Source organism: Agrobacterium sp. LMR679 (genome assembly GCF_027157905.1).
Classification (GTDB): domain Bacteria; phylum Pseudomonadota; class Alphaproteobacteria; order Rhizobiales; family Rhizobiaceae; genus Agrobacterium; species Agrobacterium leguminum.
Window position 1 is genome coordinate 1,913,343 of sequence record NZ_JAPVOJ010000002.1, and the last position, 26,445, is coordinate 1,939,787.

The following is a 26,445-nucleotide window of genomic DNA, read 5'->3' on the forward strand; positions in this document are numbered from 1 at the left end:
CGTTCCGATCTTCGTGATCATTCTGCTTTATATGTTCGTGTTTTAAGCCATCCGCAGTCTCTGACACGGAAAAGGCTCTGAAACGAAAAAGGCGACCGCTTTAACGGTCGCCTTTTGTTTGTCTGAGGGTGCCTGTCAGCCCAGATCGCCGATCAGCCGCGCGGCCGTTGCGCCGTCCGTGCGGCGGATGTCGATCTCATCGCGGTGCTTGGCGAGGAGCTCGCTGGCCAGCAGCTTTTCCGCAAGATCGGCGGGCAGCGAGAGAATGACCCGGTCGCCCTTTTCTTCCGTCGCACCAACGCTGCGCTTGCCGGCGATCATGCCGCCCGCAACCGTGTTGTTGGTGTCGGGGTCGATCAGAATGAAGGAACCGGTCGAGCGGTTCTGTTCATAGGGATCGAAGATCGCCGTCTCGTCGAAGGAAAGCCGCACCTTGCCGATGGCGTTCATCGGCAGCGAGGTTTCATGCGCCTGCCATTCGCCTTCCTTCAGGTTCAGCTGGCTGACAGGCTGTACGCTGACGCGCTGGCGGCGGCTGCCGCTTTTCAGCCAGTAGCGTTTGCCTGCCTCGATACCGCCCGGCTGCAACGCCACGATCTGGGCGTCGAAGGCAAGGCCCGTCTGCGGCTGCGCCTCGATGGAGACGATCATGTCGCCGCGCGACACATCCACCTGACGGTCGAGCACGAGCGTGACCGCATCGCCCGCCACGGCGGCGTTGCGCACCAGATCGAAGGTGACGATCTGCTTGACGTTCGCGACCATGCCGGAGGGCAGGACGACGACGCTGTCGCCCGGCTTTACCGAACCGCCGGCAACCGTGCCCTGATAACCGCGGAAGCTTTCACCGGGGCGCGAGACGCGCTGCACCGGCAGGCGGAAGCCGCCGGATTGCGCGGAGCGCACCGTGGCAAGCTCCAGCGTCTCCACCAGCGTCGGGCCTTCATACCAGGGCATGGAGGCCTTGCCGGAGAGAACGACGTTTTCACCCTTCAGCGCCGACATCGGAATGGCGGTGATCTGCTTGATGCCGAGATTGGACGCGAAATCGCGGAATTCATGGGCGATCAGCTCGAAACCGGCCTTGTCGTAATGCGTCAGGTCGATCTTGTTGACCGCCAGCACGAATTGCCGGATACCCATCAGCGCCGCAATGGTGGCGTGACGGCGCGTCTGTTCCAGAATGCCGGTGCGCGCATCGACGAGCAGCACGGCGAGATCGGCGGTGGAAGCGCCGGTCGCCATGTTGCGGGTATATTGCTCATGGCCGGGCGTGTCGGCCACGATGAAGGCGCGACGGTCGGTGGCGAAATAGCGATAGGCGACATCGATGGTGATGCCCTGTTCGCGCTCCGCCTGAAGACCGTCGAGCAGCAGCGCAAAATCGGGCAGGCCGAGATCGTTCTGCTTGCCGCTGTCGCGATGCAGTGTTGCGGCCTGGTCTTCCTTGACAGCCTTGGTGTCCCAGAGAAGACGGCCGATCAGGGTCGACTTGCCGTCATCGACGCTGCCGCAGGTGATGAGACGTAAAGGGCGCGTATCGCGCGCTGCCTTCGAATGCTCGGCAAAGGGCAGAATGGTTGCGGAAGGGAGGGGGTGTTGGCGGCGGCAGTGCTCATCAGAAATACCCCTCGCGCTTCTTCTTCTCCATTGAGCCGGACTGGTCGCGGTCAATCGCGCGGCCCTGCCGTTCGGAAACGGTGGCGATTTCGAGTTCCGCGATGACTTCCTGAAGCGTCGCCGCCTCGGACCGGATCGCCCCGGTCAGCGGGAAGCAGCCGAGCGTGCGGAAGCGGATCGAGCCGTGCTTGATCTCTTCGCCGGGCAACAGCTCCAGCCGCTCGTCTTCAGCAAGGATCATCATGCCGTCGCGTTCGACATAGGGGCGCTCGGCGGCGTAATAGAGCGGCACCAGCGGAATGTTTTCCGCCTCGATGTAACGCCAGATATCCACTTCGGTCCAGTTGGAGAGCGGGAAGGCGCGCACGCTTTCGCCCTTGCGGACCATGCCGTTATAGATGTTCCACAGTTCCGGGCGCTGGTTGCGCGGGTCCCATTTATGGTCGGGCGTGCGGAAGGAATAGATGCGTTCCTTGGCGCGGCTCGCCTCCTCGTCACGGCGCGCGCCGCCGAAGGCCGCATCGAACTGGCCGGCATCGAGCGCCTGGCGCAGCGCTTCGGTCTTCATGATGTCGGTGTAAAGCGCCGAACCGTGGGTGAAGGGCGTTACGTTTTCGCTCGCACCGCGCGGGTTGGTGTAGGAAATCAGGTCGAGATCGTATTCCTTGACGATATTGTCGCGGAATTCGATCATTTCCTTGAACTTCCAGCCGGTATTGACGTGCAGCAGCGGGAAGGGAATGCGGCCGGGGAAAAACGCCTTGCGCGCCAGATGCAGCAGCACGGAACTATCCTTGCCGATGGAATAGAGCATCACGGGCTTGTCGAATTCGGCGGCGACTTCGCGGAAGATGTGAATGGCTTCGTTTTCAAGCGCCTTCAGATGGGGATCGAGCGGCGGCTTGGATGCGACAGTATTCTTGCTGTCCGTCTCGTGGACTGCGTTGGACATTGTGAACTCCGGGAATGTACTGAATGATTATCGTTGCGGGATGGCGGAAATGGCGGATGTCTGCTCCGCACCGGCGACGTGAAGACCGCATTCGCGCTTCTCGTCGTTTTCCCACCACCATCGTCCGGCGCGCTCAGGCTCGCCGGGCTTGATGGCGCGCGTACACGGCTCACAGCCGATGGAGGGGTAACCACGCTGATGCAACGGGTTGACGGGGATGTTTTCCCTGGCGACATGCGCCCGGATAAGGTCGATATCCCAGTCAGCCAAAGGATTGATCTTGATGAGATTGCGATCCGCATCAAATTCGGCGAACGGCGTCGTGGCGCGATTGCCGGACTGGCCGCGGCGAAGGCCGGTGATCCAGAAGGCGGCGCCTTCCAGCGCCTTGCCGAGCGGGATCAGCTTTCTGACATGACAGCAGGCGTGACGGGCTTCGACGCTTTCGTAAAAACCGTTCAGGCCGTATTTTTCGGCATAGGCGTCGATATCGTCCTGCTCCGGGCGGAAGCGGCGGATTTCGATGCCGAAACGCTCTTCGGTTTCATCGATGAGATCGACGGTTTCCTTAAACAGCCGGCCGGTTTCGAGCGTCACGACGTCGATCGGCAGGCGATGCGTGCCGATGGCGGCCGTAATGACCTGATCCTCGATGCCGAGGCTGGTGGTGAAGACCGCCCGCCCGCCGAGGCCGGCGATAAACGAAAGCCGACCCGCCAGATCGAGCCCGGCAAGCGTGGCATCGAGGGAAGCGGCATCGGCAGAGGCATTTGCTGAATTGATCGTCATTGTCACGTCCGGGATTTCCATGGCCGATTATTGTTGAAATCCGGTTATCCGCGAACAGAAATGACAGTCTTTGTGCGCTGCACTTGAGAGCAAAAATGCCTCACGCGCGCAGGGTATGAGCAAAAGATACCCGTTCACCTTCTTCGCAGCTTGGATTTGAATTGTGACAACTTCTGCGCTAAGCCGGAATTGCCGGGTTTCCGGGCTTGTGGTCTACTGGTTTTACGATGATTTCGCAGAAGGCAAAATATGCGCTGAGGGCGCTCCTTTCGCTGGCCAAGGCCGACGGGGCCTGTCCTGTGCAGATTTCCGACATCGCCCGCGAACAGGCCATTCCGAAAAAGTTTCTGGAGCAGATCCTTCTCGAAATGAAGAAGGAACGTCTCGTCGAAAGCCGGCGTGGCAAGCAGGGCGGTTATCTTCTGGCGCGCCCGGCCGCAGACATCACCTTCGGCGAGGTGCTGCGCCTCATCGACGGGCCGCTTGCCCCCTTGCCCTGCCTGTCGCAGACCGCCTATCGCCGCTGCGAGGATTGCGACGGTGAAAAGCAGTGCGAAATCCGCCACGTCTTTGCCCGCGTGGCCGATGCGACGCGCAACATCCTTTTCAACACCACCATCGCCGATGCGGTGGCGGGTGTCGAAGTGCCCGAGCTTTTGACGGCCTGACACTCGTCTTTTTCACGTTTCGCTGTCGAGAATTTGCAATGACGGCCCTCAACCTGTCCGTCATTCCGGCCTTGAGCCGGAATCCAGCCGACGCGCGTCTGCGCGGCGAAACGACTCCTTCAGCCCAAGTCCTTGGGCTGGCCGGATTCCGGCTCAGGGCCGGAATGACGGATGAGGAGATTGTAATGATCCCCCTGCCTCGTTCCTTCCAAACGAAAAAATCGTCTAAAACCCCATAATATTTTTCGCCGTCAGCGCAAAAAATCGTCAAAAATGTGAAACGGTTTTGCATTCAGCAAAGTTTTACACGACGCTTGTTGCGCCTTTCGCTTATGCTGCGCTGTATTTGTTGCCCGGGAAAACGCTCTCGGGAAACACTTTTTCGATCGTATTCGGCCTCATTGACCAACTCTACTCAACCGGTAGAGTTAAGCCATCGCAATCAGGAGGGAATACCGATGTCCAAGCTTCTGTCCGGTTTGAGCGTTGTTGCGCTTAGCCTCTCACTGGCACTTGGCGGCGCTGGCTCGGCCGCCGCGCAGACCAAGCTGCTCAACGTGTCCTACGATCCGACCCGTGAACTCTACAAGGACTTCAACGAAGCCTTTGCCAAGAAGTGGAAGGCCGATACGGGTGAGGACGTCACGATCCAGCAGTCTCATGGCGGCTCCGGCAAGCAGGCGCGTTCGGTCATTGACGGTCTGGAAGCGGACGTCGTGACGCTGGCGCTGCAGAGCGATATCGATGCCATCGTCCAGAACTCCGGCAAGATCAACAAGGACTGGCGCACCCGCCTGCCGCATAATTCCTCGCCTTACACCTCCACCATCGTTTTCCTGGTGCGCAAGGGTAACCCGAAGGGCATCCATAATTGGGGCGATCTGGTGAAGGGTGACGTGCAGATCGTCACGCCGAACCCGAAGACCTCGGGCGGTGCGCGCTGGAACTATCTGGCGGCCTGGGCCTGGGCAAACGAAGAATTCAAGGGCGATCAGGACAAGATCAAGGCCTATGTCGGCGAGCTCTACAAGCGCGCCCCGGTTCTCGACACCGGCGCCCGCGGCTCCACGGTGACCTTCGCCCAGCGCCAGATCGGCGACGTGCTGCTCGCCTGGGAAAACGAAGCCTATCTCGCCGGCCAGGAATTCGGCGCTGACGCCTTCGATATCGTCGTGCCGCCGATCTCGATCCTTGCCGAACCGCCGGTTGCCGTGGTTGACGCCAATGTCGACGCCAAGGGCACCCGCAAGGCGGCGGAAGCCTATCTGCAGTATCTCTATTCCGACGAGGGCCAGAATATTGCGGCGAAGCACTTCTACCGTCCGTCCAACCCGGCTGTCGTCTCCAAGGATCTGCTCAAGCAGCTGCCCGACATCAAGCTCGTCACCATTGACGACCCGCAGTTTGGCGGTTGGGCCAAGGCGCAGCCTGAACATTTTGGTGACGGCGGCATCTTCGACCAGATTTACAAGCCCGCAAAGTAAGCGGATGATGGGCTGAAAAGAGATCGCCCGCGTCCGCACGGACAACAGAAAACAAAACCCGATCGACCGGACACCGTGCCGGTCGATACTTTATAATAAACGCCGGGGAACACCGGCTCCCAGAGAGCATTTCCAGGAAAAGCGGACCCCGGTTTCCTGTCCGGAAATGCGCCAAACTAAAGATTATCCGGAGCCTTGATGAGCAATAATACTTCCGGAAACAGGTGGAAATGGCGGCAGTCGAGCGTCATACCGGGCTTCGGCCTGACGCTTGGTTACACAGTGACCTATCTGTTTCTCATCATTCTTATTCCGCTTGGCGGCCTTGTCTGGTCCACGGCGAAACTGGGTTTTTCAGATTTCATTGCGATTGTCACGGATAGCCGCACGCTGAATGCGCTGCGTGTCAGTTTCGGAACGGCATTTCTTGCCGCGCTGGTCAACGCGGTCTTCGGCGTCATCGTCGCCTGGGTGCTGACGCGTTACCGTTTTCCCGGCCGCCGTTTCGTCGATGCCATCGTCGATCTGCCTTTTGCCCTGCCGACGGCGGTCGCCGGTATCGCGCTGACCACGCTTTACGCCAATCGCGGCTGGGTCGGTTCGCTGTTCGAACCCTTCGGCATCAAGATCGCGTTCACGCCGACCGGCATTGTCATCGCGCTGATCTTCATCGGCCTGCCATTCGTGGTCCGCACCGTGCAGCCGGTCATGGAAGAAATCGACCGGCAGGTGGAGGAGGTGGCCGCCACGCTTGGCGCGAACCGTTTCCAGACCATCACCCGCGTTCTGCTGCCGAGCCTGACACCCGCGATCCTTACGGGTTTCGCGCTCGCCTTCGCACGCGGCGTCGGGGAATACGGTTCGGTCATCTTCATCGCCGGCAATATTCCCTACGTCTCGGAAATCGCGCCGCTCCTCATCGTCATCCGGCTGGAAGAATTCAATTATGCGGCCGCGACCGGCATCGCCACCATCATGCTGATCATCTCGTTCGCCATGCTGTTCCTCATCAATCTCATTCAGGCCTGGAGCCGCAAGAGGTACGGTTATGTCTGAGACCGCTTCCCGCACGTCCCCCCGGCCGTTCCGCGACCCCGCCAGCGAGAGCTTTCCCGCCCGGCTGGCGTTGATCGCGATAGCCTTCCTCTTCCTCGCCGCCTTTCTGGTTCTGCCGTTGGTCTCGGTCTTCTTCGAAGCCTTCCGCAAGGGTGCGGAAAGCTTCTGGGAGGCGATTGTCGAACCGGACGCGCTCTCCGCCATCCGCCTGACCCTGCTCGTCGCCGCCATTTCCGTGCCGCTCAACCTCATCTTCGGGGTGATGGCCGCCTGGGCGATTGCGAAATTCGAGTTCAAGGGCAAGGCATTCCTGATCACGCTCATCGACCTGCCGTTCTCGATCTCGCCGGTCATATCGGGCCTCGTCTATGTCATCCTGTTCTCGTCCCACAGCGTTCTGGGGCCATGGCTGAAGAGCTATGGCATCGAGATCCTCTTCGCCGTGCCGGGCATCGTGCTCGCCACCATCTTCGTCACCTTTCCTTTCGTCGCGCGCGAACTGATCCCGCTGATGCAGGATCAGGGCAATGGCGACGAGGAGGCGGCGATTTCGCTCGGTGCTTCGGGCTGGCAGACCTTCTGGTATGTCACGCTGCCGAATATCAAATGGGGCCTGCTTTACGGGGTGCTGCTCTGCAACGCCCGCGCCATGGGCGAGTTCGGCGCCGTCTCGGTGGTCTCGGGCCATATTCGCGGCGAAACCAACACCATGCCGCTGCATGTCGAGATACTCTACAATGAGTACAATATGGGCGCGGCCTTTGCGGTGGCGACGCTGCTCGCCGGTCTGGCGCTCGTGACGCTCATTCTCAAAACCATTCTCGAAATACGCTTTGGCGCGGGCAACGCAGCCGGCAAGCATTGAAAGGCATCTTCATGGAAGTGAAAGTTTCCGGCATCACCAAGCAGTTCGACCGCTTTCCGGCGCTGAACGACGTGTCGCTCGACATTCGTTCCGGCGAGCTGATCGCGCTGCTCGGTCCTTCCGGCTCCGGCAAGACGACGCTGCTGCGTCTCATCGCCGGTCTCGAACAGCCGACGACCGGCCAGATTTTCTTCGGCAACGAGGATGCCTCGCATCGCACGGTGCAGGAGCGCAATGTCGGTTTCGTGTTCCAGCACTACGCCCTGTTCCGCCATATGACGGTGGCCGACAATATCGCCTTTGGCCTGAAGGTCCGGCCCTCCGCCAAGCGTCCGCCGAAGGCCGAAATCCGCAGGCGGGTCTCCGAACTTCTCGACATGGTGCATCTCTCCGGTCTTGAGAAGCGCTACCCCTCGCAGCTTTCAGGCGGTCAGCGCCAGCGCGTGGCGCTTGCCCGCGCTGTGGCCATCGAGCCGAAGGTGCTGCTCCTCGATGAACCTTTCGGCGCGCTCGACGCCAAGGTGCGCAAGGAGCTGCGCCGCTGGCTGCGCGAATTCCACGATCGCACCGGCCACACCACCGTCTTCGTCACCCACGATCAGGAAGAGGCGCTGGAACTGGCAGACCGCGTCGTCGTCATGAGCCAGGGCAAGATCGAACAGGTCGGCACGGCGGACGATGTCTACGACACGCCCAACTCTCCCTTCGTTTTCTCCTTCATCGGCGAATCCTCCAGCCTGCCGGTGACGATCCGCGACGGCCATGTGCTGTTCCAGGGCGAAAGCATCGGCATCGACGAGAGCGGCTCTGGCGAGGGCGAGCTTTTCTTCCGCCCGGAAGATGTGGTGCTGACGCAAGAGAAGGACGCGCTTTATGGCAAGGTCACCACCTGTCGCCGCCTGGCCGGCACCCGCATCGCCGAAATCGACATCGCCAATAACGGCCATGAGCCCTATCACCTCGAAATCGAAGTGCCGCTCAACGCCGCCGTGGCGGTAGGGGCGGAACTGCGCTTCCGGCCGACGCGGTGGAAGGTGTTCGGGAAGAAATAGGAGAGAAGTGACCGCAATTGACGGTCGCTGATCCGGCGCTCTCCCCAGTTCGCCGTCATACCGGCCTCGAGCCGGTATCCAGCCAGCCCAAGTCTTTGGGCTGAAAGGAGTCCTCTCGTCGCGCAGACGCGCGCCGGCTGGATGCCGGGTCAAGCCCGGCATGACGGAAGAGGTGTGTCACGAGTAGCCTCGAGCATCGAGCTTGCCGCGCCGGCACTCGAGGCACAGATTTCCCCAATCGTCGAAGTAATACGCAAAAACGGAAAAGGGCCGCCAAAGCGACCCTTCCATGAGTTTGGTCCTGTTTACAGACCCGGGACTGTTTCTCAACGTTCCGAAGGCAAGAGGTTTTACAACGAGGGCTGCCCCGTCGAAAACACACCCTTTCCATTGCCTGCACCAGAGACCGAAATCTCACTAGACATTGGATCACCTCCTTCCGATACGTTGAACATAACTAGAAGGTAGTACGATTCGTCAGTAATGCAAGAGGGATTACTTCCTGGGGACGCCCGGCACCTATGCCGCATCTGCGGCCTTTACGTCGAATTCGAAGTGGATGCTGTCATAGGCAAACTCGAGGCCAGCCTCGTTCCGGTCGATGACGCCCGCATGGAGGAGCGACGTCACATCGCGATGAACGGCCTGTACGTCCCGTCCGACCCGACGGGCAACCTCCCGGATAGAAAGCGGTCCCTGTCCGGCCAGAGCTTTGACGATGGCAAGGCGAAGCGGCGCGAGAATGCGGTGCAGGTCCTCATAGCTTGAAAATTCGACGGATGGTTTCGCCTCCACCGGCTTTCCGGACATGGCCAGATTACCGGCGGCAACAAAGCGGCTCTTGATATCCTTGATCGTGCTGAGACGGACGGTGAGTGCGGTCATGACAAAATCCTTTCCATATCCACCTGAAAAGCATCGAACAGGGCTTCGAGCGTCGTGAAGGCGATGGTGTCTTCACGCCCGTCCATATGACGATGATCGCCTTTGCCGCGCTCATTGTCATAACGCAGAACACATTCCCCTTTGATCACCAGCGCCAGCCGATATTTGAACGGGTGGAGACTGCCGGGAACAGGCTCAGGCAGATGCCACAGGACAACCTCGAAGAAGGCCGTCTCGTCGATCACTTTGCGCGTCTTTTCGAGCAGAATAGCCTTCATGTTGTTATTTGTGACAACACTTTAGTGTGTTGTCAATGAAAACAACGATGGCGCTCAGAGCATCACGACACCCGCATCACAATCTTGCCGATATGATTGCTGCTTTCCATCAGCCGGTGCGCTTCCACGACCTCGTCCAGCGTAAAGACCCGGTTGATGACAGGCGCGAGCTGGCCGCTTTCGATGAGCGGCCAGACCTCTGCGACGAGGTCGTCGCGGATGGCGCGTTTTTCGTCGGCCGTGCGGGGGCGCATGGTGGAGCCGGTGACGGTGAGGCGCTTGACCATGATGGGGGTGAGGTTGACCTTCTCGGCGACCGCGCCGCCCAGAAAGGCGATGATGGACAGGCAGCCGTCCTTGGCGAGTGCGGCAAGGTTCTTTTCGAAATAGGCCGCACCGATCATGTCGAGAACGACATCGACGCCCTTGCCGCCGGTTTCGGATTTAACGACTTCGGCGAAATCCTCCTCGCGATAGTTGATCGCCCGTCTGGCGCCGAGCTTCACGCAGGCTTCGCATTTTTCCGCCGAGCCTGCCGTGGCATAGACTTCCGCGCCGAAAGCTCTGGCGAGCTGGATCGCCGTCGTGCCGATGCCGCTGGTGCCGCCATGGATGAGCACGCTTTCCCCTTCGGTGAGGCCGGCCATCTGGAAGAGATTGGCCCAGACGGTGAAGAAGGTTTCCGGCAAGGCGGCCGCTTTGACCGCATCGTAACCCTTGGGGAAGGGAAGGGCCTGCCCGGCCGGCACGGTGCAATATTGCGCATAACCGCCACCATTGGCGAGCGCGCAGACCTTGTCGCCCAGCTTGAATTCGGTAACGCCTTCGCCCAGCGCAACCACCTCGCCGGCGATTTCAAGGCCGAGGATCGGGCTCGCATCCTTCGGCGGCGGATAAGTGCCCTGCCGCTGCGCCACATCCGGCCGGTTGACGCCCGCCGCCTCGACCTTCACGAGAACCTCGCCTTTCGCGGGCTTCGGCAAAGGCGCTTGCGAAAGCCGCATCACCTCCGGGCCGCCATGGGAGGGAAGGTCGATGAAGCGCATTGTTTCGGGCAGGGTCTTGGTGTCGGGCATGGTCAAGGGCAACTCCTCACGTGTCGGCGTCGCCTGAAGATGTAGGTCAGATGCACCGCTTAGGGAAGGAGGCCGTTTGTCACGAGTGTCAATTTGTCTCGCCGAAGACCCGGACGACGAGACCGCCTTCGTTTTCCTTCGCAGCCGCCTTCACACCCGCAATCTCGCTGCCGATCCGCTCGGGATTGGCGATGATAAGACCTTTCGGCAAAGTGAGGACGCCGATGGAGCAGCGCAGCAGCGCGAAGTCCCGCTCATTGCCATGGCGGTCCTGGCCTTTCATGCAGCCGGCGGCGCGGTCCTCGTCCGAATAGAGTTCGGCGACATCGTCGTGGAAATCGCTGAGCAGCCGCTCGAGGATTTCCGTCAGCTCCTCCACCGTCCAGTCACGCACGCCGATGAAGAAATCGTCGCCACCGATATGGCCGAGGAAACAATCGCCGGCGAAGAAGTAACGGCGCATCAGCGCCGAAAACAGGGTGATGGCGTGGTCGCCGGCGTTGAAGCCGTATTTGTCGTTGAAGGGTTTGAAATTGTCGAAGTCGCAATAGCAGAAGAAGCGCGCCTCGTCGCCATCGCTGCAACGGTCGGCAATGAAGCCGCCAATCGCGCGGTTGCCGGGCAGCGCCGTCAGCGGGTTCTGGTCCTGCGCCATCTTCAGCTGTTTTTCGTTGATGACCTTGATGAGCGAAGCGGCGGAAACAATGCCGGCATAACGCATGTTTTCGGTGAGAATGATGCAGGCGCTGCCGCCCATGCTGGCGAACATGTTCATCAGCTGATCGGCGTCGGCATCGAGACCGACAATCGGCGCGGGATCGACGAAATGGGAAATGGTGCGCTCGTAGATCTTGTTCTTGAGCAGGTCGCGGCCGAAGGGTCGGTAGATATATTCCTTGAGGTGATATTCGTTGATGACGCCGCGCGGTTCGCCATTGGCGTTGAGAACCGGGAAAAACGCCTGCTGCGGATTTCTGCGGAACAGTTCGAAAACGCTGTCGACGCTGTCATGCTCGAAGACGGTGGGAAGGCGCTCTATTTCGCGGCGAATGAGAATTTCATCCAGCGTCTGGCTGCTGCGCCGCGCCACGCCGATGCGGTTGATGTGGGGAAAGCTCTCCGGCAGCTCGCTGGTGAAGACCGTGGGCCTCGCGATCAGCCAGCCCTGGACCAGATCGACGCCGAATTCGCGGCAGGTCAGAAACTCCGCTTCGGTTTCGATGCCTTCCGCAATGACCCGCACACCGAGAACATGGGCGATGTTGACGATGTTGCGCACAAGGTGCTGCTTGCGCGGCAATTGGTCGACGCCAGTGATGAAATGCCGGTCGATCTTCAGGTAATCCAGCGGGAAATCACACAGCAGCTTCATCTCGCCATGGCCGGCGCCGAAATCGTCGATGGCCAGCTTGAAGCCTTCCTTGCGCATGCGGGCAATCAGCGCCGTGAATTCCGGCACGCTGGTATTGTCGAAACGTTCGGAAAGCTCAAAGCAGATGGAGGAGGCGGGAATGCCCGCCCGCGCCAGATGACCGACAAGCTTGTCGAGAATGGCGTCGCCATGCGGGATCAGCCGCACATCGAGATTGAGGAACAGGGTGGCGGAGGAAAAATCGGGCAGGGTGGAAAATTTCGCCAGCGCCCGGCTTGCCAGCATCTGCTCGAAGGCCTTCAACTCGCCATCCGCGGCAGCCTGGTCGAGAAGCGCCAGCGGATTGGAAAAACCAAGCCGGTCATGGCCGCGCATCAGCGATTCATAACCGAAAATCGTGCCTGTCGTCGCCTCGACAATCGGCTGAAACGCCGTTTCGAGCACCAGTTTCGCCATGGGAAACATGTGCCCGGAGGCAAAACGCCTTATGACATCGTTCTCCAGCGTGACGGCCTGCATTTCTATTTCTCCGCTATTGCCGGTCCCCTTGGTGGCGCGCCGTGTGGAATGCGCCATCGGGAACCCGTCTCTTTTGCGGCGAACAATCGCAGATTACAGGTCAACAAAAGCTTTCACGACTGTGAAGCTTTGATGAACGTTTTGTTACAACCCTTTCCATATGGAAGGTTGTTACGCCGGGCCTTATGCCCGGCGGATGTGCCCGGTGTGCGCGGCATAAAGTTCCGCAACGTTCATGCGTTCCCGGTCCGCTTCCACAGGCTGCGTGGACTTTGCGCCGACGCCATGTTCGGCGGAGGCCGCCCATAGTCTCAGCGCTGCCCTGACGACCTCGCTGCCGGATGCGTAAGCGCCGCAATTCACGGCCTCGCGCATTCTTGCTGCCTGTTCCGGGGAAATCGATACTGTCACCATTGGCATGATATCACTCCCTTCTTTAAACGCTGCGAGCGGTTCTTCGATGTCCGGGATCGGATGCCGTCGTGGTCTATGGCGGGCGTTTTTATCGTCTTTCGTCTGGCGCCGCTTCCAGCGAAATTTGTATCATCTGCGATATTAGCACGAAACGCGTTCCATTCCCAATTCGCAGTAAATCACGGTTTAGTTTTTCCGGCGTGAGCCGAACGGCGGCATGGGGTTCGCCACACTGGCCGATGAGCGGGAAACTACCACGCGCCGGCGGTGGAAAATATGATCCATCGCAAATCAGCGACATAAAATGGCGCGTTTTTTATTGATTGATCGATCAATCAAGAATAATTTGCCTCCGTCAAGGAGACCCCTATGCCCAAGATCGGAATGGAGCCTTTGCGTCGCAAGGCGCTGGTGGATGCGGCGCTTCGCACCATAGGCCACCATGGTTCGCTGAATGTGACGATGTCGGATATAGCCCGGGAAGCGGGCGTGTCGGCGGCGCTCGCGCATCATTATTTCGGCAGCAAGCAACAGCTTCTGCTGGAAACCATTCGCAGCCTGCTGCGCGATCTCAGGCGCGATGCCGTGGCAGCGTTGACCCGCGCTTCCGGTCCGCGCGAAAGGCTGAGCGCCATCGTGCATGTCTCCTTCCAGAGCGACCAGTTCACGCCCGAAACGGTGGCGGCATGGCTCGCCTTTTATGTCGAAGCGCAGCGCTCGGAAGAAACCCGCCGCCTGCTGGTGCTTTATTCCCGTCGTCTCAGGTCCAACCTCATGGCAAGCCTCAACCGGCTCTGCCCGCCGGACGATGCCGCGCGCATCGCGGAAGGGGCGGCGGCGCTCATCGACGGGCTTTATATTCGCCACAGCCTGCGCTCGGCGCCGCTCGGCATTGCCTCCGCACCGGCGCTTGTCGAGGATTATTTCGACATGCAGCTCAAATCATTTCCCGATGGACAGCGCCAAAAGCCGTCCATCCGCGTTCTTTAAGGAGACTTCGACATGACCATCGCGACGCCGCTCAAGGCGCAGCCGAAAGCCTCGCATTTCATCGACGGGGTGTATGTCGAAGACACGGCCGGCACGCAGTTCGAGAGCATCTTTCCGGCCACCGGCGAGGTGATCGCGAGGCTGCATGCGGCAACGCCTGCCATCGTTGAGCGCGCCATCGCCTCGGCCAAACATGCGCAGAAGGAATGGGCGGCGATGAGCCCGATGGCCCGCGGCCGCATCCTCAAACGCGCCGCCGATATCATGCGCGAGCGCAACGATGCGCTGTCCACGCTGGAGACGCTGGATACCGGCAAGCCCATTCAGGAAACCATCGTCGCAGACCCGACGTCCGGCGCGGATGCCTTCGAATTTTTCGGCGGCATCGCCCCTTCGGCGCTGAACGGCGATTACATCCCCCTCGGCGGCGATTTCGCTTATACCAAGCGCGTGCCGCTCGGTGTCTGCGTCGGCATCGGCGCGTGGAACTATCCGCAGCAGATCGCCTGCTGGAAAGCGGCGCCCGCGCTGGTCGCCGGCAACGCCATGGTTTTCAAGCCCTCGGAAAACACCCCGCTCGGCGCCTTGAAGATCGCCGAAATCCTCATTGAAGCCGGTCTGCCCAAGGGCCTGTTCAACGTCATTCAGGGCGATCGCGGTACCGGCCCGCTGCTGGTCAACCACCCGGATGTGGCCAAGGTCTCGCTCACCGGCTCAGTCCCGACCGGCCGCAAGGTGGCCGCCGCCGCTGCCGGGCATCTGAAGCATGTGACCATGGAACTCGGCGGCAAGTCGCCGCTGATCGTCTTCGACGACGCCGATATCGAAAGCGCTGTCGGCGGGGCCATGCTCGGCAACTTCTATTCCTCCGGCCAGGTCTGCTCCAACGGCACCCGCGTCTTCGTGCAGAAAAAGGCGAAGGAGCGTTTCCTCGACAATCTGAAGCGCCGCACCGAGGCGATGATCCTCGGCGATCCGCTCGATTACGCCACCCATCTCGGCCCGCTGGTCTCCAGGGCCCAGCAGGAGAAAGTCCTTTCCTATATCGAAAAGGGCAAGGCAGAGGGCGCGACGCTCATCACCGGCGGCGGCATTCCCAACAACGTCTCGGGCGAGGGCGCTTATGTGCAGCCGACCGTCTTCGCCGATGTGACCGACGACATGACCATCGCCCGCGAGGAAATCTTCGGGCCCGTCATGTGCGTGCTGGATTTCGATGATGAGGACGAGGTTCTCGCTCGCGCGAACGCCACCGAATTCGGTCTCGCCGGCGGTGTCTTCACCGCCGATCTCGCCCGCGCCCATCGCGTGGTCGATCAGCTGGAGGCGGGCACGTTGTGGATCAACACCTATAATCTCTGCCCGGTCGAAATCCCTTTCGGCGGCTCCAAGCAATCCGGCTTCGGGCGCGAGAATTCGGCGGCGGCGCTGGAGCATTATAGTGAGCTGAAGACGGTTTATGTGAGCACGGGGAAGGTGGACGCGCCTTATTGATGGGCGGTGCGTGGGGCTTACCCCCTCTGCCCTGCCGGGCATCTCCCCCTCAAAGGGGAGATCGGCAAGCGGCGCCACCGCCACTTCATTCGCTGACGTCGAGATGGGCGCGACCTCGCCGCATATCGATCTCCCCCTTGAGGGGGAGATGCCCGGCAGGGCAGAGGGGGTAGGCCCCACCCGCCAACAATCAATCGGAACCAACGCTCACCGGAGAGAGCAAATCATGCAAGCAGACTACGTCATCGTCGGTTCGGGTTCCGCAGGTTCCGCCATCGCCTATCGCCTGTCGGAAGACGGGCGTTATTCGGTGATCGTCATCGAGGCAGGCGGTTCGGATTTCGGCCCCTTCATCCAGATGCCGGCCGCACTCGCATGGCCGATGAGCATGAAGCGCTATAATTGGGGTTATCTCTCCGAACCCGAGCCGAACCTCGACAACCGCAGGATTACGGCGCCGCGCGGAAAAGTCATCGGCGGCTCGTCCTCCATCAACGGCCTTGTTTACGTCCGCGGCCATGCCGAGGATTTCAACCGCTGGGAAGAGCTTGGCGCGCATGGCTGGGCCTATGCGGATGTGCTGCCTTACTTCAAGCGGATGGAACACAGCCATGGCGGCGAGGAGGGCTGGCGCGGCACGGATGGGCCGCTGCATGTGCAGCGCGGCCCGGTCAACAATCCGCTGTTCCACGCCTTCATTCAGGCCGGCGCGCAGGCCGGTTTCGAACTGACCGACGATTACAACGGCTCCAAGCAGGAGGGTTTCGGCCTGATGGAGCAGACCATCCACAATGGTCGCCGCTGGTCCGCCGCCAATGCCTATCTGAAACCGGCGCTGAAGCGCGGCAATGTCACGCTGGTCAACGGTTTCGCCCGCAAGATCGTCATCGAGAACGGTCGCGCGGTTGGCGTCGAGATCGAGCGCAAGGGCATGGTGGAAACCATCGCGGCCAATCGCGAGGTCATCGTCTCGGCATCCTCCTTCAATTCACCGAAGCTGCTGATGCTCTCAGGCATCGGCCCCGCAGCCCATCTGAAAGACATGGGGATCGAGGTGAAGGCGGATCGTCCGGGCGTGGGCGCAAATCTTCAGGACCATATGGAGTTTTATTTCCAGCAGGTCTCCACCAAGCCGGTCTCGCTCTATTCCTGGCTGCCATGGTTCTGGCAGGGCGTTGCAGGTGCGCAATGGCTGCTGTCGAAAGGCGGGCTTGGCGCTTCCAACCAGTTCGAGGCCTGCGCCTTCCTGCGCTCAGCACCCGGTCTGAAGCAGCCGGATATCCAGTATCATTTCCTGCCGGTCGCCATTTCCTATGACGGCAAGGCGGCGGCGAAAAGCCATGGTTTTCAGGTGCATGTCGGCTACAACCTGTCGAAATCGCGCGGCAATGTCACATTGCGCTCGGCCGATCCGAAGGACGATCCCGTCATCCGCTTCAACTATATGAGCCACCCGGAAGACTGGGAGAAGTTCCGCCATTGCGTGCGCCTGACGCGCGACATCTTCAGCCAGAAAGCCTTTGACGATTTTCGCGGGCCGGAAATCCAGCCCGGCGAAAATGTGGAGACGGATGAGGAGATCGACGCCTTTTTGCGGGAGCATCTGGAAAGCGCCTATCACCCCTGCGGCACCTGCCGGATGGGTGACAGGGACGACCCGATGACCGTCGTCGATCCCGAATGCCGGGTCATCGGCGTGGAGGGTTTGCGGGTGGCGGACAGCTCGATCTTCCCGCATGTGACCTATGGCAACCTCAACGGCCCGTCGATCATGACTGGCGAAAAGGCGGCGGACCACATTCTCGGCAAAACCCCGCTGCCGCGTTCCAATCAGGAACCGTGGGTAAACCCGCGCGCGGCCGTCAGCGACCGGTAAGGATCAATGGTAATCGTCCTCGCGTTGGTGGCGGATCGCGAGGATGGACACGGTTTCCGCATCTTCGATTTGAATGAGGACGATGTAACCGGAAGATCCGAACGGAACGATCAGTTCTCGTAAGAGTGCGTTGTCCCCAGGCGCCTTGCGCGTTGCGAAAGGAAATTCGCTCAGTCCCTCAATCGTCGAAATGATTCGGTCCACGGCTTTTTCCGCCGTCGAAAAATCCTTTTCCAGCAGAAAATCATATAGCCGGGTTATGTCCGCTCGGGCTGCAATCGTGTACCGGAGATTGAAGGTCACTCGCCACGCTCAGCTTTCTTGGCGGCGAGCATCGCCCGCAATTCCCCATGCACCTCTTCGGCCGAATAAAAAATCCCCGTCCGTTTGGATTCTTCGAGCGAGGCCAGCCCGCGCGCAATGAACTCTGCCTGTGATTTACGGATTTCCACCTGCCTGCGCACGGAATCCTCAACGAAGGAAGAAAGCGTCTCGCCTTCCTTCAGCACGCTTTCAGCAGCCTCGCGAAAATCCGCCGTTACCCGCAGCGAAGGGATCGTTGCCGTTTTCATGTTGGGTCTCCGTGCGTTGCAATTGCGATGCAGAGAATGCGCCGATACGATCCACCTGTCAAATGCAAAACCTTGCAATCCCCGCCCGAGAGGCGGATAAACGGGCTTCCCGCCTGATGACGAACATCAAAATCACCGATCTGGACCGCCATGCCTGTCGACTACAAAAAGCTGAAGATGCTCCGCCGTTCCCGTGTCGTTTGGGGTTCGTGGCGGGTGTGGAGGCCGAGGGCGGTTTTCTGGATTGGCGCGATTGCGGTCGGCCTTATCAGCGTCGGCTTTGCATGGCTTGCGGATCGAGCCCAGCACCTTTTCTTCGCGGCAACCTCATCGGGCGAATGGGCGTTTCTGCTGCCGCTCATCATCACGCCGCTTGGCTTCACGCTCTGCGCATGGCTCGCGATCACGGTTTTCCCCAATGCCGGCGGCAGCGGCATTCCGCAGGCGATCGCCGCGCGGCACCTGCGGGAAGATGCGGACCGTTCGCGGCTTCTGTCGCTGAAACTCGCCTTCGGCAAGGTGGTGCTGACGGTGGCCGGGCTTTTGTCCGGCGCCTCCATCGGCCGTGAAGGCCCGACCGTTCAGGTTGGCGCCTCGATCATGCTGCAGGCCGCCCGCTGGGGCGGCATGGCGCAGGCGAAAGGTCTCATTCTCGCTGGCTCGGCGGCGGGCATCGCGGCGGCTTTCAACACGCCGCTGGCCGGTATCGTCTTCGCCATCGAGGAGATGAGCAAGACTTATGAATCCCGCGCCAATGGCCTCGTTCTCACTGCCGTCATCCTGTCGGGCCTCGCTTCGCTGGCGCTGGTCGGCAGCTATACCTATTTCGGCACCAGTTCGGTGATGGCGAAAACGGCCATGGACTGGCTGCTGGTTCTGGTCTGCGGCGTTGGCGGCGGTGCGTTCGGTGCGCTGTTCAGCGCCGGTGCCCTGAGGCTCTCGGCACGTATCCGCCGTTTTGCCCAGACCATGCCGCTGAAGCGAATGCTGGCGGTCGCAGCCGCCTGCGGCCTTGCTTCCGCCGTCCTCGGCATTGCGACTGGCGGCGCGACCTTCGGCACCGGTTACGAACAGGCACGCGCGGCAATCGAGGGCGAGGCCGCGCCGACATTCTTTTTCATCGAAAAACTGGCGGCGACGTTCTTGGCCATGATGTCGGGCATTCCGGGCGGCATTTTCGCACCGTCTTTGTCGGTGGGCGCGGGTTTCGGCAGCACCATGGCAAGCCTGCTCGGCACCAGCATCGGCCTTGGCGCCATCGTCGGCATGGCGGGTTATTTTGCGGGCGTGGTGCAGGCGCCGATGACGGCCTTTGTCATCATCCTTGAAATGACCGGCAATCACGAAGGCGTCATGCCCATCATGGCCGCATCGATGCTGGGATATCTGACGTCGCGGCTTTTCTCCCGCGAGCCGCTTTACCACGGCCTGTCGCGGGTCTTCATCGCCCAGAGCATCCGCGCCAGACGCGCCGCTCAGGCCAGCGAAACGTAACCGCTTACGCGCGGATGCCCGCCACGCCGAAATACCCAAGCCCCGGTATCTTTACGCCCGGTCGGCTGAAATCGATGCCGGCGACAAGACCGAGAAAATTGATCTCGAAACCGCTGCGCGCACCGGCCGAAATGCCGAACAGGCCGCCGAGCGAAACGCTTGCATCCTTCCAGTCATCGGCGATGTGGTAAAACGCGCCGTCCGGCAGATAATCGCGACCCACGGCATCCGGCGGCAGCACGACGCCGAGTTCCGGCACGCTGCGCAGCACATGGGCGACGAAGGTGTTGGAGTTTGGACCGGGATAAATGCGATAGCCGCCCGGCCGGCCATAGGGGTAATCGGCAATCGCCTTTTCGATCTTCGGGATGAGCTTTTCCGCCTCCGCGCCGTGAATGGCCACCACCTGGCGCGGCATGTTGGAATACCAGTAGGCATCCGCCGCATAGCCATTGTGGCGGATCGGCGTGCCCCAGCCCACTTTGTCATAACGGTCATAGGTCGCAGCACCCGGCTTTTTCAGCACGACCCAGGCGTGGCTGGCGACGGAGCCCTTGAAACCGCCGGTCATGGCGGAAAAGACGTAAACGGCGGCTTCGCCGTTGCCGGACGCCGCCGGCAGCATGCCGGAGGACGACCATCTGGCGGCGTTCCAGCCGCGCGGATGGTCTTTCATGGCCCACAGCCCGGCCGATGCCAGCGCGGGAAGCAGATAGATAACGGCAATCGCCAGCAGCAGACGTTTTGCAAATTTCACGAACAGCCCCGTGCATCGAAAAATCAATTGCGGTATCAACCATATGAAATCAGAATTTTTTGAGGCTGCGAAAATGAACAATTCCGTTACCGTCGAAGTCACCCGCGGCAACCTCGTGGAAAGCCGCCATCAGGGCCTTGCCGTGGTGGTGGATGGCGATGGCGGCGTGCTGTTTTCGGCTGGCGATATCGAGCACGGCATCTTCCCGCGTTCCGCCTGCAAGGCCATGCAGGCGCTGCCGCTGGTGGAAAGCGGTGCTGCGGATGCCTATCAGTTCGGCAACCGCGAACTGGCGCTTGCATGCTCCTCCCATTCCGGCGAGGACGCGCATGTGGAGCTCGCCGCTTCGATGCTGGCGAAGGCGGGCAGGGATGTGGATACGCTGGAATGCGGCGCGCACTGGTCTTCCGACCAGAAAACCATCATCCATCAGGCCCGCACGCTGGAAAAGCCGACGGCGCTTCACAATAATTGCTCCGGCAAACACTCCGGTTTCATCTGCGCCTGCTGCCACACCGGCACTGATCCTCAGGGCTATGTCGGTTACGATCATCCGCTGCAGCAGGAAATCCGCGCCACGATGGCAAGCCTGACGGGTGCTGCTCTCGGCCAGGACAATTGTGGCGTGGATGGCTGCTCCATCCCCACCTATGCCGTTCCGCTCAAAGGGCTGGCGCACGGTTTCGCAAAGATGGCGACGGGCAGAGGGGTGGAAGCAGGCCGTGCGAAAGCCTCGCGCCGTCTCGTCGAGGCCTGCATGGCAGAGCCCTTTTACGTGGCGGGCACCGGCCGCGCCTGCACGAAACTGATGCAGATCGCACCGGGACAAATCTTCGCAAAGACCGGCGCTGAAGGCGTCTTCGTCGCCGCCCTGCCGGAAAAGGGCGTTGCCATGGCGGTGAAATGCGAAGACGGCACGACGCGGGCGGCGGAAGCCATGGTCTCGGCACTGCTTGCGCGTTATTTCGATGAAGGCAGCGCCGAGCAGCAGGCTTTGAGCGGCATGGCGAACCGGCAGATGCGCAACTGGAACGGCATCCATGTCGGCGACATCCGCGTCGTCGGGCTTTAAATAACCTTTGACGCGGCCGGTTGCGGGCACGATGATGACGTGCCCTGCGTGCGACGGTCATTCCATGGCCGCCGAGGGGCGGCGTCCGCATGAGGAAGAAACGGGCGCTTCATTGCTTTGGAGGTCGCATATCCATGTTCACACTGTTTTTCTCCCCCGGTTCCTGCTCCCGCGCCAGCCATATCGTGCTTGAGGAATCCGGCCTGCCTTACAAGGCCCACCGCGTCAATTTCGCGGAGGGCGAGCAACGCTCCGAGGCATTTTTAAAGATCAATCCGAAGGGCCGCGTGCCCGCATTGGCCACGGCAAGCGGCGTGCTGACGGAGACGCCCGCCATCCTCGCCTTCGTCGCCCAGATGGCGCCGGAAAAGAAGCTCGCACCGCTCGACGATCCCTTCGAATTCGCCCTGATGCAGTCCTTCAACGCCTTCATTTCCTCCACCGTGCATGTCGCCCACGCGCATGGCCGGCGCGGCAGTCGCTGGGCGAATGAGAATAGTTCGCTGGCCGATATGAAAGCCAAGGTGCCGCAGACCATGGGCGAGTGCTTCGAACTGATCGAGCACGGCATGCTGCACGGTCCCTGGGTTCTTGGCACCGCCTATTCCGTTGCCGATCCCTATCTTTTCGTCATGTCCGGCTGGCTGGAAAGCGATGGGGTGGATATTGCCCGCTTCCCGAAAGTGCACGACCACTTCCGCCGCATGAACGACCGCCCGGCGGTGCAGCGGGCGCTGGAGGGAGAGAGGGGCTGAGAGGCTCAGTATTTCCGTCATTCCGGCCCTGAGCCGGAATCCAGCCGACGCGCGTCTGCGCGGCGGGAAGACTCCTCTCAGCCCAAGGACTTGGGCTGGCTGGATGCCGGATCAGGTCCTGCATCACGGAGGGGTAAGGGGCTTAACCGCTCAGGCCGCCTCGGCGGAGCGGCTGTCCCACATCGTCTTGAACGCCGTGCGGGCCTGGCAACGATCCAGCCAGGCTTTCAGCGCCGGATGGGCGTCGAACAGCGGCTTGTGGCCCTGCGCATAACGAACGATTTCCGCCGCGTTGAGATCGGCCACGGTGAAACGGTCGCCGACAAGATAGTCATGGCTGGAAAGATGCTGCTCCAGCACCCGGAAGGGGCGCTTCAGCAGCCGGGCGGCGACATCGATCACGGCCTTGCCGCTATCGCTTTCCGACAGGCCTTCGGCGATGGCGGAGGAAATCTTCAGCGAATTGGTTTCGACTTCGGTGGCGGCGAAGAAGGACCATTGCAGCATCGCCGCATCTTCCTTCAGATCGACGGGAGCGAGCGGCCCGCCATATTTGCGGGCAAGGTAGAGATTGATGGCCATGGATTCGTAGAGCACCATGCCGTCATCCTCGATGCAGGGAATGGTGCCCATCGGGTTGACGGCCAGGAAGGCCGGAGACAGCGTGTTGAGCGGCGCATCCGCAGCCAGCGGATCGGCAAGGCGGCGGGCCTGTATCACGGGCACATGTTTGAATTCTATGCCCAGTTCACCCGCAAGCCACAGCGTGCGCGTGGCACGGGAACGGTAGACACCGTAAATCGTCAACATCGAAGTTACCCCTTGGCCAGTTAGATGCGCGGCACGTTACGGTCTCACCCTCTTAAAGTGAAGTTGCAGATCGCCGGGGCAACTATGATTTTTTCTGATCCGTGAAGAAGTCCGTATCCGGCGACAGGCGATATTCGAAACGGTCGATAAAGCGTTCGAACAGGCGTGCGAATGTCTCCACATCCTCCGCGGGCCATCCATCCATCACATCCTCGATGACGCTCATCTTCGTCCGGCGCATCTCCTGCAAAAGACTGGTGCCGAGCGGCGTGATTTCGACGATGCTCCGGCGGCCGTCTTCCTGGGAAACGCCGCGTTTCAGCAGGCCGCGTCCCACCATATCCGCCACCACCCGGCTGCCGCGTGAGGGGTCGATGCGCATGCCCTCGGCAATCGCACCCACGGTCACATCGCCTTCCGCCCGGCGCAGAATATCGAGAACGTCGATATGGGAGAGTTCGAGACCCGGAGCGAGCTTTGCAAGCGCCATGCGGCCGATGATGCGGCGGCCGATCATGATGCGCATACGCGTCATCGTATTGCCGATCCGCTTGATGTCCTCGGGCAGATCCTCGTTCCAGTTTTCCTCAGTCGCCACGCTTCATCGTCCCTTTCGATGCTGTTTTCCGATCACATTTAGCGGCATTAGCACAGATGTCAAAAACTTGCCATTGACATATATATGCTGATAGCACACAAATTGTCGCAGCAAAACCGCCGGAAGCCAACGAGATTTTTCATGGATATGTCCACCGCCCCCGTGGCGCCGCTTGTGTCGGATCATCGGCGCAGGCTCATCGTCTTTCTGTTCCTGATGCTGGCCATGTTCATGGCGACCCTCGATAACCAGATCGTATCGACAGCATTGCCCACCATCGTCGGTGAGTTCGGCGCGCTGGAGCGTTTCGGCTGGATCGGCTCGGCCTATCTTCTGGCGACCAGCGCGGTCATGCCGGTTTATGGCAAGCTCGGCGATCTGTTCGGCCGCAAATATGTGATGATCGCGGCAGTCGTCATCTTCACGCTCGGCTCGCTCGCCTGCGGTCTGGCATGGTCGATGGATTCGCTGATTGCCGCCCGCGTGTTGCAGGGCCTTGGCGGCGGTGGCATCATGGTGTCGATCTTTTCCGTCAATGCGGACCTGTTCGAACCGCGCGAACGCGCCCGCTACCAGAGCTATTCCAGCCTCACCATCATGGCGTCAGGCAGTGTCGGCCCGATCCTCGGCGGCACGATGAGTGATCTGTTCGGCTGGCGGTCGATCTTCCTTATCAACCTGCCACTCGGTATTATCGTGATTGCAGGGCTGGCGCTGATGCTGCCCTATCGCCGTCCGGCCCGCCAGCCGAAGATCGATTATCTCGGCGCGGTGCTCTTGGCGGCCACCATTGCCAGCGTGGTCTTCTGGGCCGACAGCAGCGAATTGTTCGGCTCGCTCATCGCAGCCCCCAGCCTCGGCATCATTGCTTTCGCCGTCATCGCCGCCTTTCTCTGGGTGCTGGTGGAACGCCGCGCGCCGGAACCGGTCGTGCCGCTGCGTCTCTTCAAGGACAGCACCTTTCCGCTGTTGATGATCGTGTCGCTGACCAGCGGCGGCATCGGTATCGGCATGGTCAATTATTATGCCCTGTTCCTGCAGACCACGACCGGGCTTTCGCCCTCCCATGCCGGCCTGTTCTTCATCGCCGTCACCGGCGGCATCGTCATGGGCTCGCTTTCGGCGGGACGGCTGATTTCGATCACCGGCGTCTACAAGCCCTTCTCGGTGGCGGGTCTCTCCATCAACGTCATCGCCATGCTGCTCTTCACGCAGATGCATGCGGGAACGCCGCTTTGGGTGATTGCGGTCCTCATGTTGGCACAAGGCTTTGCGGTCGGCCTCGGCCAGCAGGCGCCGATCATCGGCGTGCAGAATTCCGCGCCCAAGGCGGATATCGGTGCGGCGAGCGGCGCGGTGACGCTGACCCGCATGGGTGGCGCTGCCATTGCCATTTCGGTCTATGGCGCCATCGTGTCATCGAGCCTCAAGGGCGTGGCGGTCGACATTCCCGGCGTCGGCAAGATCGAGGAACTGACGCCGAAAATGCTCTCCGAACTCCCGGCGGCCTCGCAAGCCGCCGTCGCCTCGCTCTATTCGGATGCGTTTACGCCGCTCTTCTTCGCCGCAGCCGCAACCGCCGCCATCGGCCTTGCGGCGGCGCTGATGCTGAAACCGGTGCGACTGCCGGCGGCGGCGCAGGCGAAGCCGGCCGAAGGGGCGGGGGAGTAAGAGCTGTCACCTAAGACGGTGCGATGGGATTGACGCACCTTGTTCACGTTACTCACCATACCCTCATCCCTGTGCTTGTCACAGGGATCCAGCCAGCCCAAGTCCTTGGGCTGAAAAGACTCTTCCCACCGCGCGGACGCGCGTTGGCTGGATTCCTGTGACGAGCACAGGAATGAGGGAAAGGAGGGGTCGTGCAATGTGTCTCACCACTATGGTCCCGTAAAACAAAAACACCGCCGCTGGAAATTTAACGCCCGTTCCGCGTTATGCTCGCAGCACTTTACATTCGCGCGGGCGGCCCTATCTCAATGAATATGAAGCCGGAACAGCTCCTGAATTCCACGCCCAAGGGCCTTTATTGCCCGGCGGGCGATTTTTATATCGATCCCGTGCGCCCGGTGGCGCGGGCGCTCATCACCCATGGCCATTCCGATCACGCCCGCGCCGGCCATGGCGCGGTGCTGGCCACGCGCCAGACGCTGGATATCATGCGTATCCGTCACGGTGAGGACTTCTGCGGCAGCGAGCAGGCGGTGGCATTCGGCGAGACGGTGGAGGTGAACGGCGTCACCGCCGGTTTCCATCCCGCCGGCCATGTGCTGGGTTCGGCGCAAATCTCGGTGGAAATGAACGGCCTGCGCATCGTCGCATCGGGCGATTACAAGCGCGGCGTCGACCCCACCTGCGCACCCTTCGAGATCGTTCCCTGCGATGTCTTCATCACCGAGGCCACCTTCGGCCTGCCGGTGTTTCACCATCCGTTGCCGCGCGTGGAAATCGGCAAGCTGCTCACCTCCATCAAACAGTTTCCCGAGCGGACGCACCTTGTCGGCGCCTATTCGCTGGGCAAGGCGCAGCGCGTCATCCGGCTTTTGCGGGACAACGGTTATTCCGATCCCATCTATATTCACGGCGCGCTGGCGCGGCTTTGCGATTATTACGTCTCGCAGGGCATCGATCTCGGTGATCTGCGCCCGGCAACGCTCGAAAAAAGCGATCCTTCCGCCTTCAAGGGCGCCATCGTCGTCGGTCCACCCTCGGCTTTTCAGGAACGCTGGGCGCGACGCTTCAATGAACCGCTCATCGCTTTCGCGTCCGGCTGGATGATGGTGCGGCAGAGGGCAAAGCAGGGCGGAGTTGAACTGCCGCTCGTCATATCAGACCATTGCGACTGGCCGGAACTGCTGGAGACGATCAAGGAAATCTCGCCGCAGGCCGTCTGGGTCACCCATGGCCGTGAGGAGGCGTTGGTGCGCTGGTGCGAGTTGCAGGGCATTGCCGCCAAGCCGCTGCATCTTGTCGGTTACGAGGATGAGGGGGATTGAG

The 26,445-nt window shown here is 61.0% G+C and carries 25 protein-coding genes and 1 pseudogene; 13 read left to right on the plus strand and 13 right to left on the minus strand.

Annotation, left to right across the window (positions count from 1 at the left end; translation table 11 throughout):
* Positions 1 to 135 precede the first annotated feature (135 nt).
* From cysN to O3W47_RS19965, 3 genes and pseudogenes are all read right to left on the minus strand, one after another.
* A pseudogene (gene cysN / locus O3W47_RS19955) lies at positions 136 to 1,619 on the minus strand (sulfate adenylyltransferase subunit CysN).
* Positions 1,619 to 2,572, minus strand: a complete 954-nt coding sequence (gene cysD, locus O3W47_RS19960) for a sulfate adenylyltransferase subunit CysD (protein ID WP_003520470.1) — start codon at positions 2,570 to 2,572, stop codon at positions 1,619 to 1,621. Before cysD ends, cysN begins: the two are co-directional and overlap by 1 nt.
* Before the next feature lie 27 nt (positions 2,573 to 2,599).
* Positions 2,600 to 3,382 (minus strand): phosphoadenylyl-sulfate reductase, encoded by a 783-nt coding sequence (locus O3W47_RS19965; RefSeq protein ID WP_269314448.1) that lies wholly within the window; start codon positions 3,380 to 3,382, stop codon positions 2,600 to 2,602.
* Between the two features lie 206 nt (positions 3,383 to 3,588).
* Between O3W47_RS19965 and O3W47_RS19970 the strand changes: the two genes are divergently transcribed.
* From O3W47_RS19970 to O3W47_RS19990, 5 genes are all read left to right on the plus strand, one after another.
* Positions 3,589 to 4,029, plus strand: coding sequence for an RrF2 family transcriptional regulator (locus O3W47_RS19970; protein ID WP_003520468.1), 441 nt, complete (start codon positions 3,589 to 3,591; stop codon positions 4,027 to 4,029).
* A gap of 458 nt (positions 4,030 to 4,487) precedes the next feature.
* Positions 4,488 to 5,513 (plus strand): sulfate ABC transporter substrate-binding protein, encoded by a 1,026-nt coding sequence (locus tag O3W47_RS19975; protein WP_035262358.1) that lies wholly within the window; start codon positions 4,488 to 4,490, stop codon positions 5,511 to 5,513.
* A 198-nt stretch (positions 5,514 to 5,711) separates the two neighbouring features.
* The gene (cysT, locus tag O3W47_RS19980; RefSeq protein WP_269314449.1) at positions 5,712 to 6,569 is read left to right on the plus strand and encodes a sulfate ABC transporter permease subunit CysT; all 858 of its coding nucleotides are present in this window, start codon (positions 5,712 to 5,714) and stop codon (positions 6,567 to 6,569) included.
* On the plus strand, positions 6,562 to 7,434 hold the full coding sequence (gene cysW, locus O3W47_RS19985; RefSeq protein ID WP_269314450.1) for a sulfate ABC transporter permease subunit CysW: 873 nt from the start codon (positions 6,562 to 6,564) through the stop codon (positions 7,432 to 7,434). The genes cysT and cysW overlap by 8 nt, the downstream gene beginning before the upstream one ends.
* Before the next feature lie 11 nt (positions 7,435 to 7,445).
* Positions 7,446 to 8,486, plus strand: coding sequence for a sulfate/molybdate ABC transporter ATP-binding protein (locus O3W47_RS19990; RefSeq protein ID WP_003520463.1), 1,041 nt, complete (start codon positions 7,446 to 7,448; stop codon positions 8,484 to 8,486).
* 519 nt (positions 8,487 to 9,005) lie between these two features.
* Here the strand turns inward: O3W47_RS19990 and O3W47_RS19995 are convergent.
* The 5 genes from O3W47_RS19995 to O3W47_RS20015 all read right to left on the minus strand — a co-directional run bounded on the left by O3W47_RS19995 (position 9,006) and on the right by O3W47_RS20015 (position 13,036).
* Positions 9,006 to 9,371: an HVO_A0114 family putative DNA-binding protein gene (locus O3W47_RS19995; protein WP_269314451.1), complete on the minus strand. Its 366-nt coding sequence runs from the start codon at positions 9,369 to 9,371 to the stop codon at positions 9,006 to 9,008.
* A complete protein-coding gene (locus O3W47_RS20000) occupies positions 9,368 to 9,649 on the minus strand; it encodes a toxin-antitoxin system TumE family protein (RefSeq protein WP_269314452.1) in 282 nt (93 codons plus the stop codon). The genes O3W47_RS19995 and O3W47_RS20000 overlap by 4 nt, the downstream gene beginning before the upstream one ends.
* 62 nt (positions 9,650 to 9,711) lie before the next feature.
* Positions 9,712 to 10,725: an NAD(P)H-quinone oxidoreductase gene (locus O3W47_RS20005; RefSeq protein WP_269314863.1), complete on the minus strand. Its 1,014-nt coding sequence runs from the start codon at positions 10,723 to 10,725 to the stop codon at positions 9,712 to 9,714.
* Between the two features lie 88 nt (positions 10,726 to 10,813).
* The gene (locus tag O3W47_RS20010) at positions 10,814 to 12,616 is read right to left on the minus strand and encodes a GGDEF domain-containing protein (RefSeq protein WP_020812512.1); all 1,803 of its coding nucleotides are present in this window, start codon (positions 12,614 to 12,616) and stop codon (positions 10,814 to 10,816) included.
* A 183-nt stretch (positions 12,617 to 12,799) separates the two neighbouring features.
* A complete protein-coding gene (locus O3W47_RS20015; protein ID WP_035236784.1) occupies positions 12,800 to 13,036 on the minus strand; it encodes a ribbon-helix-helix domain-containing protein in 237 nt (78 codons plus the stop codon).
* Positions 13,037 to 13,399: 363 nt separating this feature from the next.
* Between O3W47_RS20015 and betI the strand changes: the two genes are divergently transcribed.
* The 3 genes from betI to betA all read left to right on the plus strand — a co-directional run bounded on the left by betI (position 13,400) and on the right by betA (position 17,390).
* Positions 13,400 to 14,020, plus strand: a complete 621-nt coding sequence (gene betI, locus O3W47_RS20020) for a transcriptional regulator BetI (protein ID WP_065115089.1) — start codon at positions 13,400 to 13,402, stop codon at positions 14,018 to 14,020.
* Between the two features lie 12 nt (positions 14,021 to 14,032).
* Positions 14,033 to 15,514, plus strand: a complete 1,482-nt coding sequence (gene betB, locus O3W47_RS20025; RefSeq protein ID WP_269314453.1) for a betaine-aldehyde dehydrogenase — start codon at positions 14,033 to 14,035, stop codon at positions 15,512 to 15,514.
* A 226-nt stretch (positions 15,515 to 15,740) separates the two neighbouring features.
* Positions 15,741 to 17,390, plus strand: coding sequence for a choline dehydrogenase (gene betA, locus O3W47_RS20030; protein ID WP_269314454.1), 1,650 nt, complete (start codon positions 15,741 to 15,743; stop codon positions 17,388 to 17,390).
* A gap of 3 nt (positions 17,391 to 17,393) precedes the next feature.
* Here betA and O3W47_RS20035 read toward each other — a convergent pair whose 3' ends face one another.
* A complete protein-coding gene (locus O3W47_RS20035) occupies positions 17,394 to 17,693 on the minus strand; it encodes a type II toxin-antitoxin system RelE/ParE family toxin (RefSeq protein WP_078051124.1) in 300 nt (99 codons plus the stop codon).
* Entirely contained in the window at positions 17,690 to 17,962 is a 273-nt protein-coding gene (locus O3W47_RS20040; RefSeq protein WP_127756223.1) for a YlcI/YnfO family protein, read from the minus strand. Before O3W47_RS20040 ends, O3W47_RS20035 begins: the two co-directional genes overlap by 4 nt.
* A gap of 150 nt (positions 17,963 to 18,112) precedes the next feature.
* Between O3W47_RS20040 and O3W47_RS20045 the strand changes: the two genes are divergently transcribed.
* Positions 18,113 to 19,456 carry a chloride channel protein gene (locus O3W47_RS20045; protein WP_269314455.1) on the plus strand — a complete coding sequence of 448 codons (1,344 nt, stop codon included), beginning with the start codon at positions 18,113 to 18,115 and terminating at the stop codon, positions 19,454 to 19,456.
* 4 nt (positions 19,457 to 19,460) lie between these two features.
* On the opposite strand, the gene O3W47_RS20050 is transcribed toward O3W47_RS20045, so the two are convergent.
* On the minus strand, positions 19,461 to 20,213 hold the full coding sequence (locus tag O3W47_RS20050) for a DUF3750 domain-containing protein (RefSeq protein WP_162936708.1): 753 nt from the start codon (positions 20,211 to 20,213) through the stop codon (positions 19,461 to 19,463).
* A gap of 73 nt (positions 20,214 to 20,286) precedes the next feature.
* Between O3W47_RS20050 and O3W47_RS20055 the strand changes: the two genes are divergently transcribed.
* Together O3W47_RS20055 and O3W47_RS20060 are read left to right on the plus strand one after the other, a co-directional pair.
* On the plus strand, positions 20,287 to 21,285 hold the full coding sequence (locus O3W47_RS20055) for an asparaginase (protein WP_269314456.1): 999 nt from the start codon (positions 20,287 to 20,289) through the stop codon (positions 21,283 to 21,285).
* A 134-nt stretch (positions 21,286 to 21,419) separates the two neighbouring features.
* On the plus strand, positions 21,420 to 22,040 hold the full coding sequence (locus O3W47_RS20060; RefSeq protein ID WP_269314457.1) for a glutathione S-transferase family protein: 621 nt from the start codon (positions 21,420 to 21,422) through the stop codon (positions 22,038 to 22,040).
* A 150-nt stretch (positions 22,041 to 22,190) separates the two neighbouring features.
* Here the strand turns inward: O3W47_RS20060 and O3W47_RS20065 are convergent, their stop codons facing one another.
* A complete protein-coding gene (locus O3W47_RS20065; RefSeq protein ID WP_269314458.1) occupies positions 22,191 to 22,850 on the minus strand; it encodes a glutathione S-transferase family protein in 660 nt (219 codons plus the stop codon).
* A gap of 82 nt (positions 22,851 to 22,932) precedes the next feature.
* A complete protein-coding gene (locus O3W47_RS20070) occupies positions 22,933 to 23,448 on the minus strand; it encodes a MarR family winged helix-turn-helix transcriptional regulator (RefSeq protein ID WP_003522221.1) in 516 nt (171 codons plus the stop codon).
* 141 nt (positions 23,449 to 23,589) lie between these two features.
* On the opposite strand from O3W47_RS20070, the gene O3W47_RS20075 reads away from it, so the two are divergent.
* The gene (locus O3W47_RS20075; RefSeq protein ID WP_269314459.1) at positions 23,590 to 25,119 is read left to right on the plus strand and encodes an MDR family MFS transporter; all 1,530 of its coding nucleotides are present in this window, start codon (positions 23,590 to 23,592) and stop codon (positions 25,117 to 25,119) included.
* Positions 25,120 to 25,427: 308 nt separating this feature from the next.
* On the plus strand, positions 25,428 to 26,444 hold the full coding sequence (locus O3W47_RS20080) for a ligase-associated DNA damage response exonuclease (RefSeq protein ID WP_269314460.1): 1,017 nt from the start codon (positions 25,428 to 25,430) through the stop codon (positions 26,442 to 26,444).
* The last annotated feature ends 1 nt before the right edge of the window (position 26,445 follow it).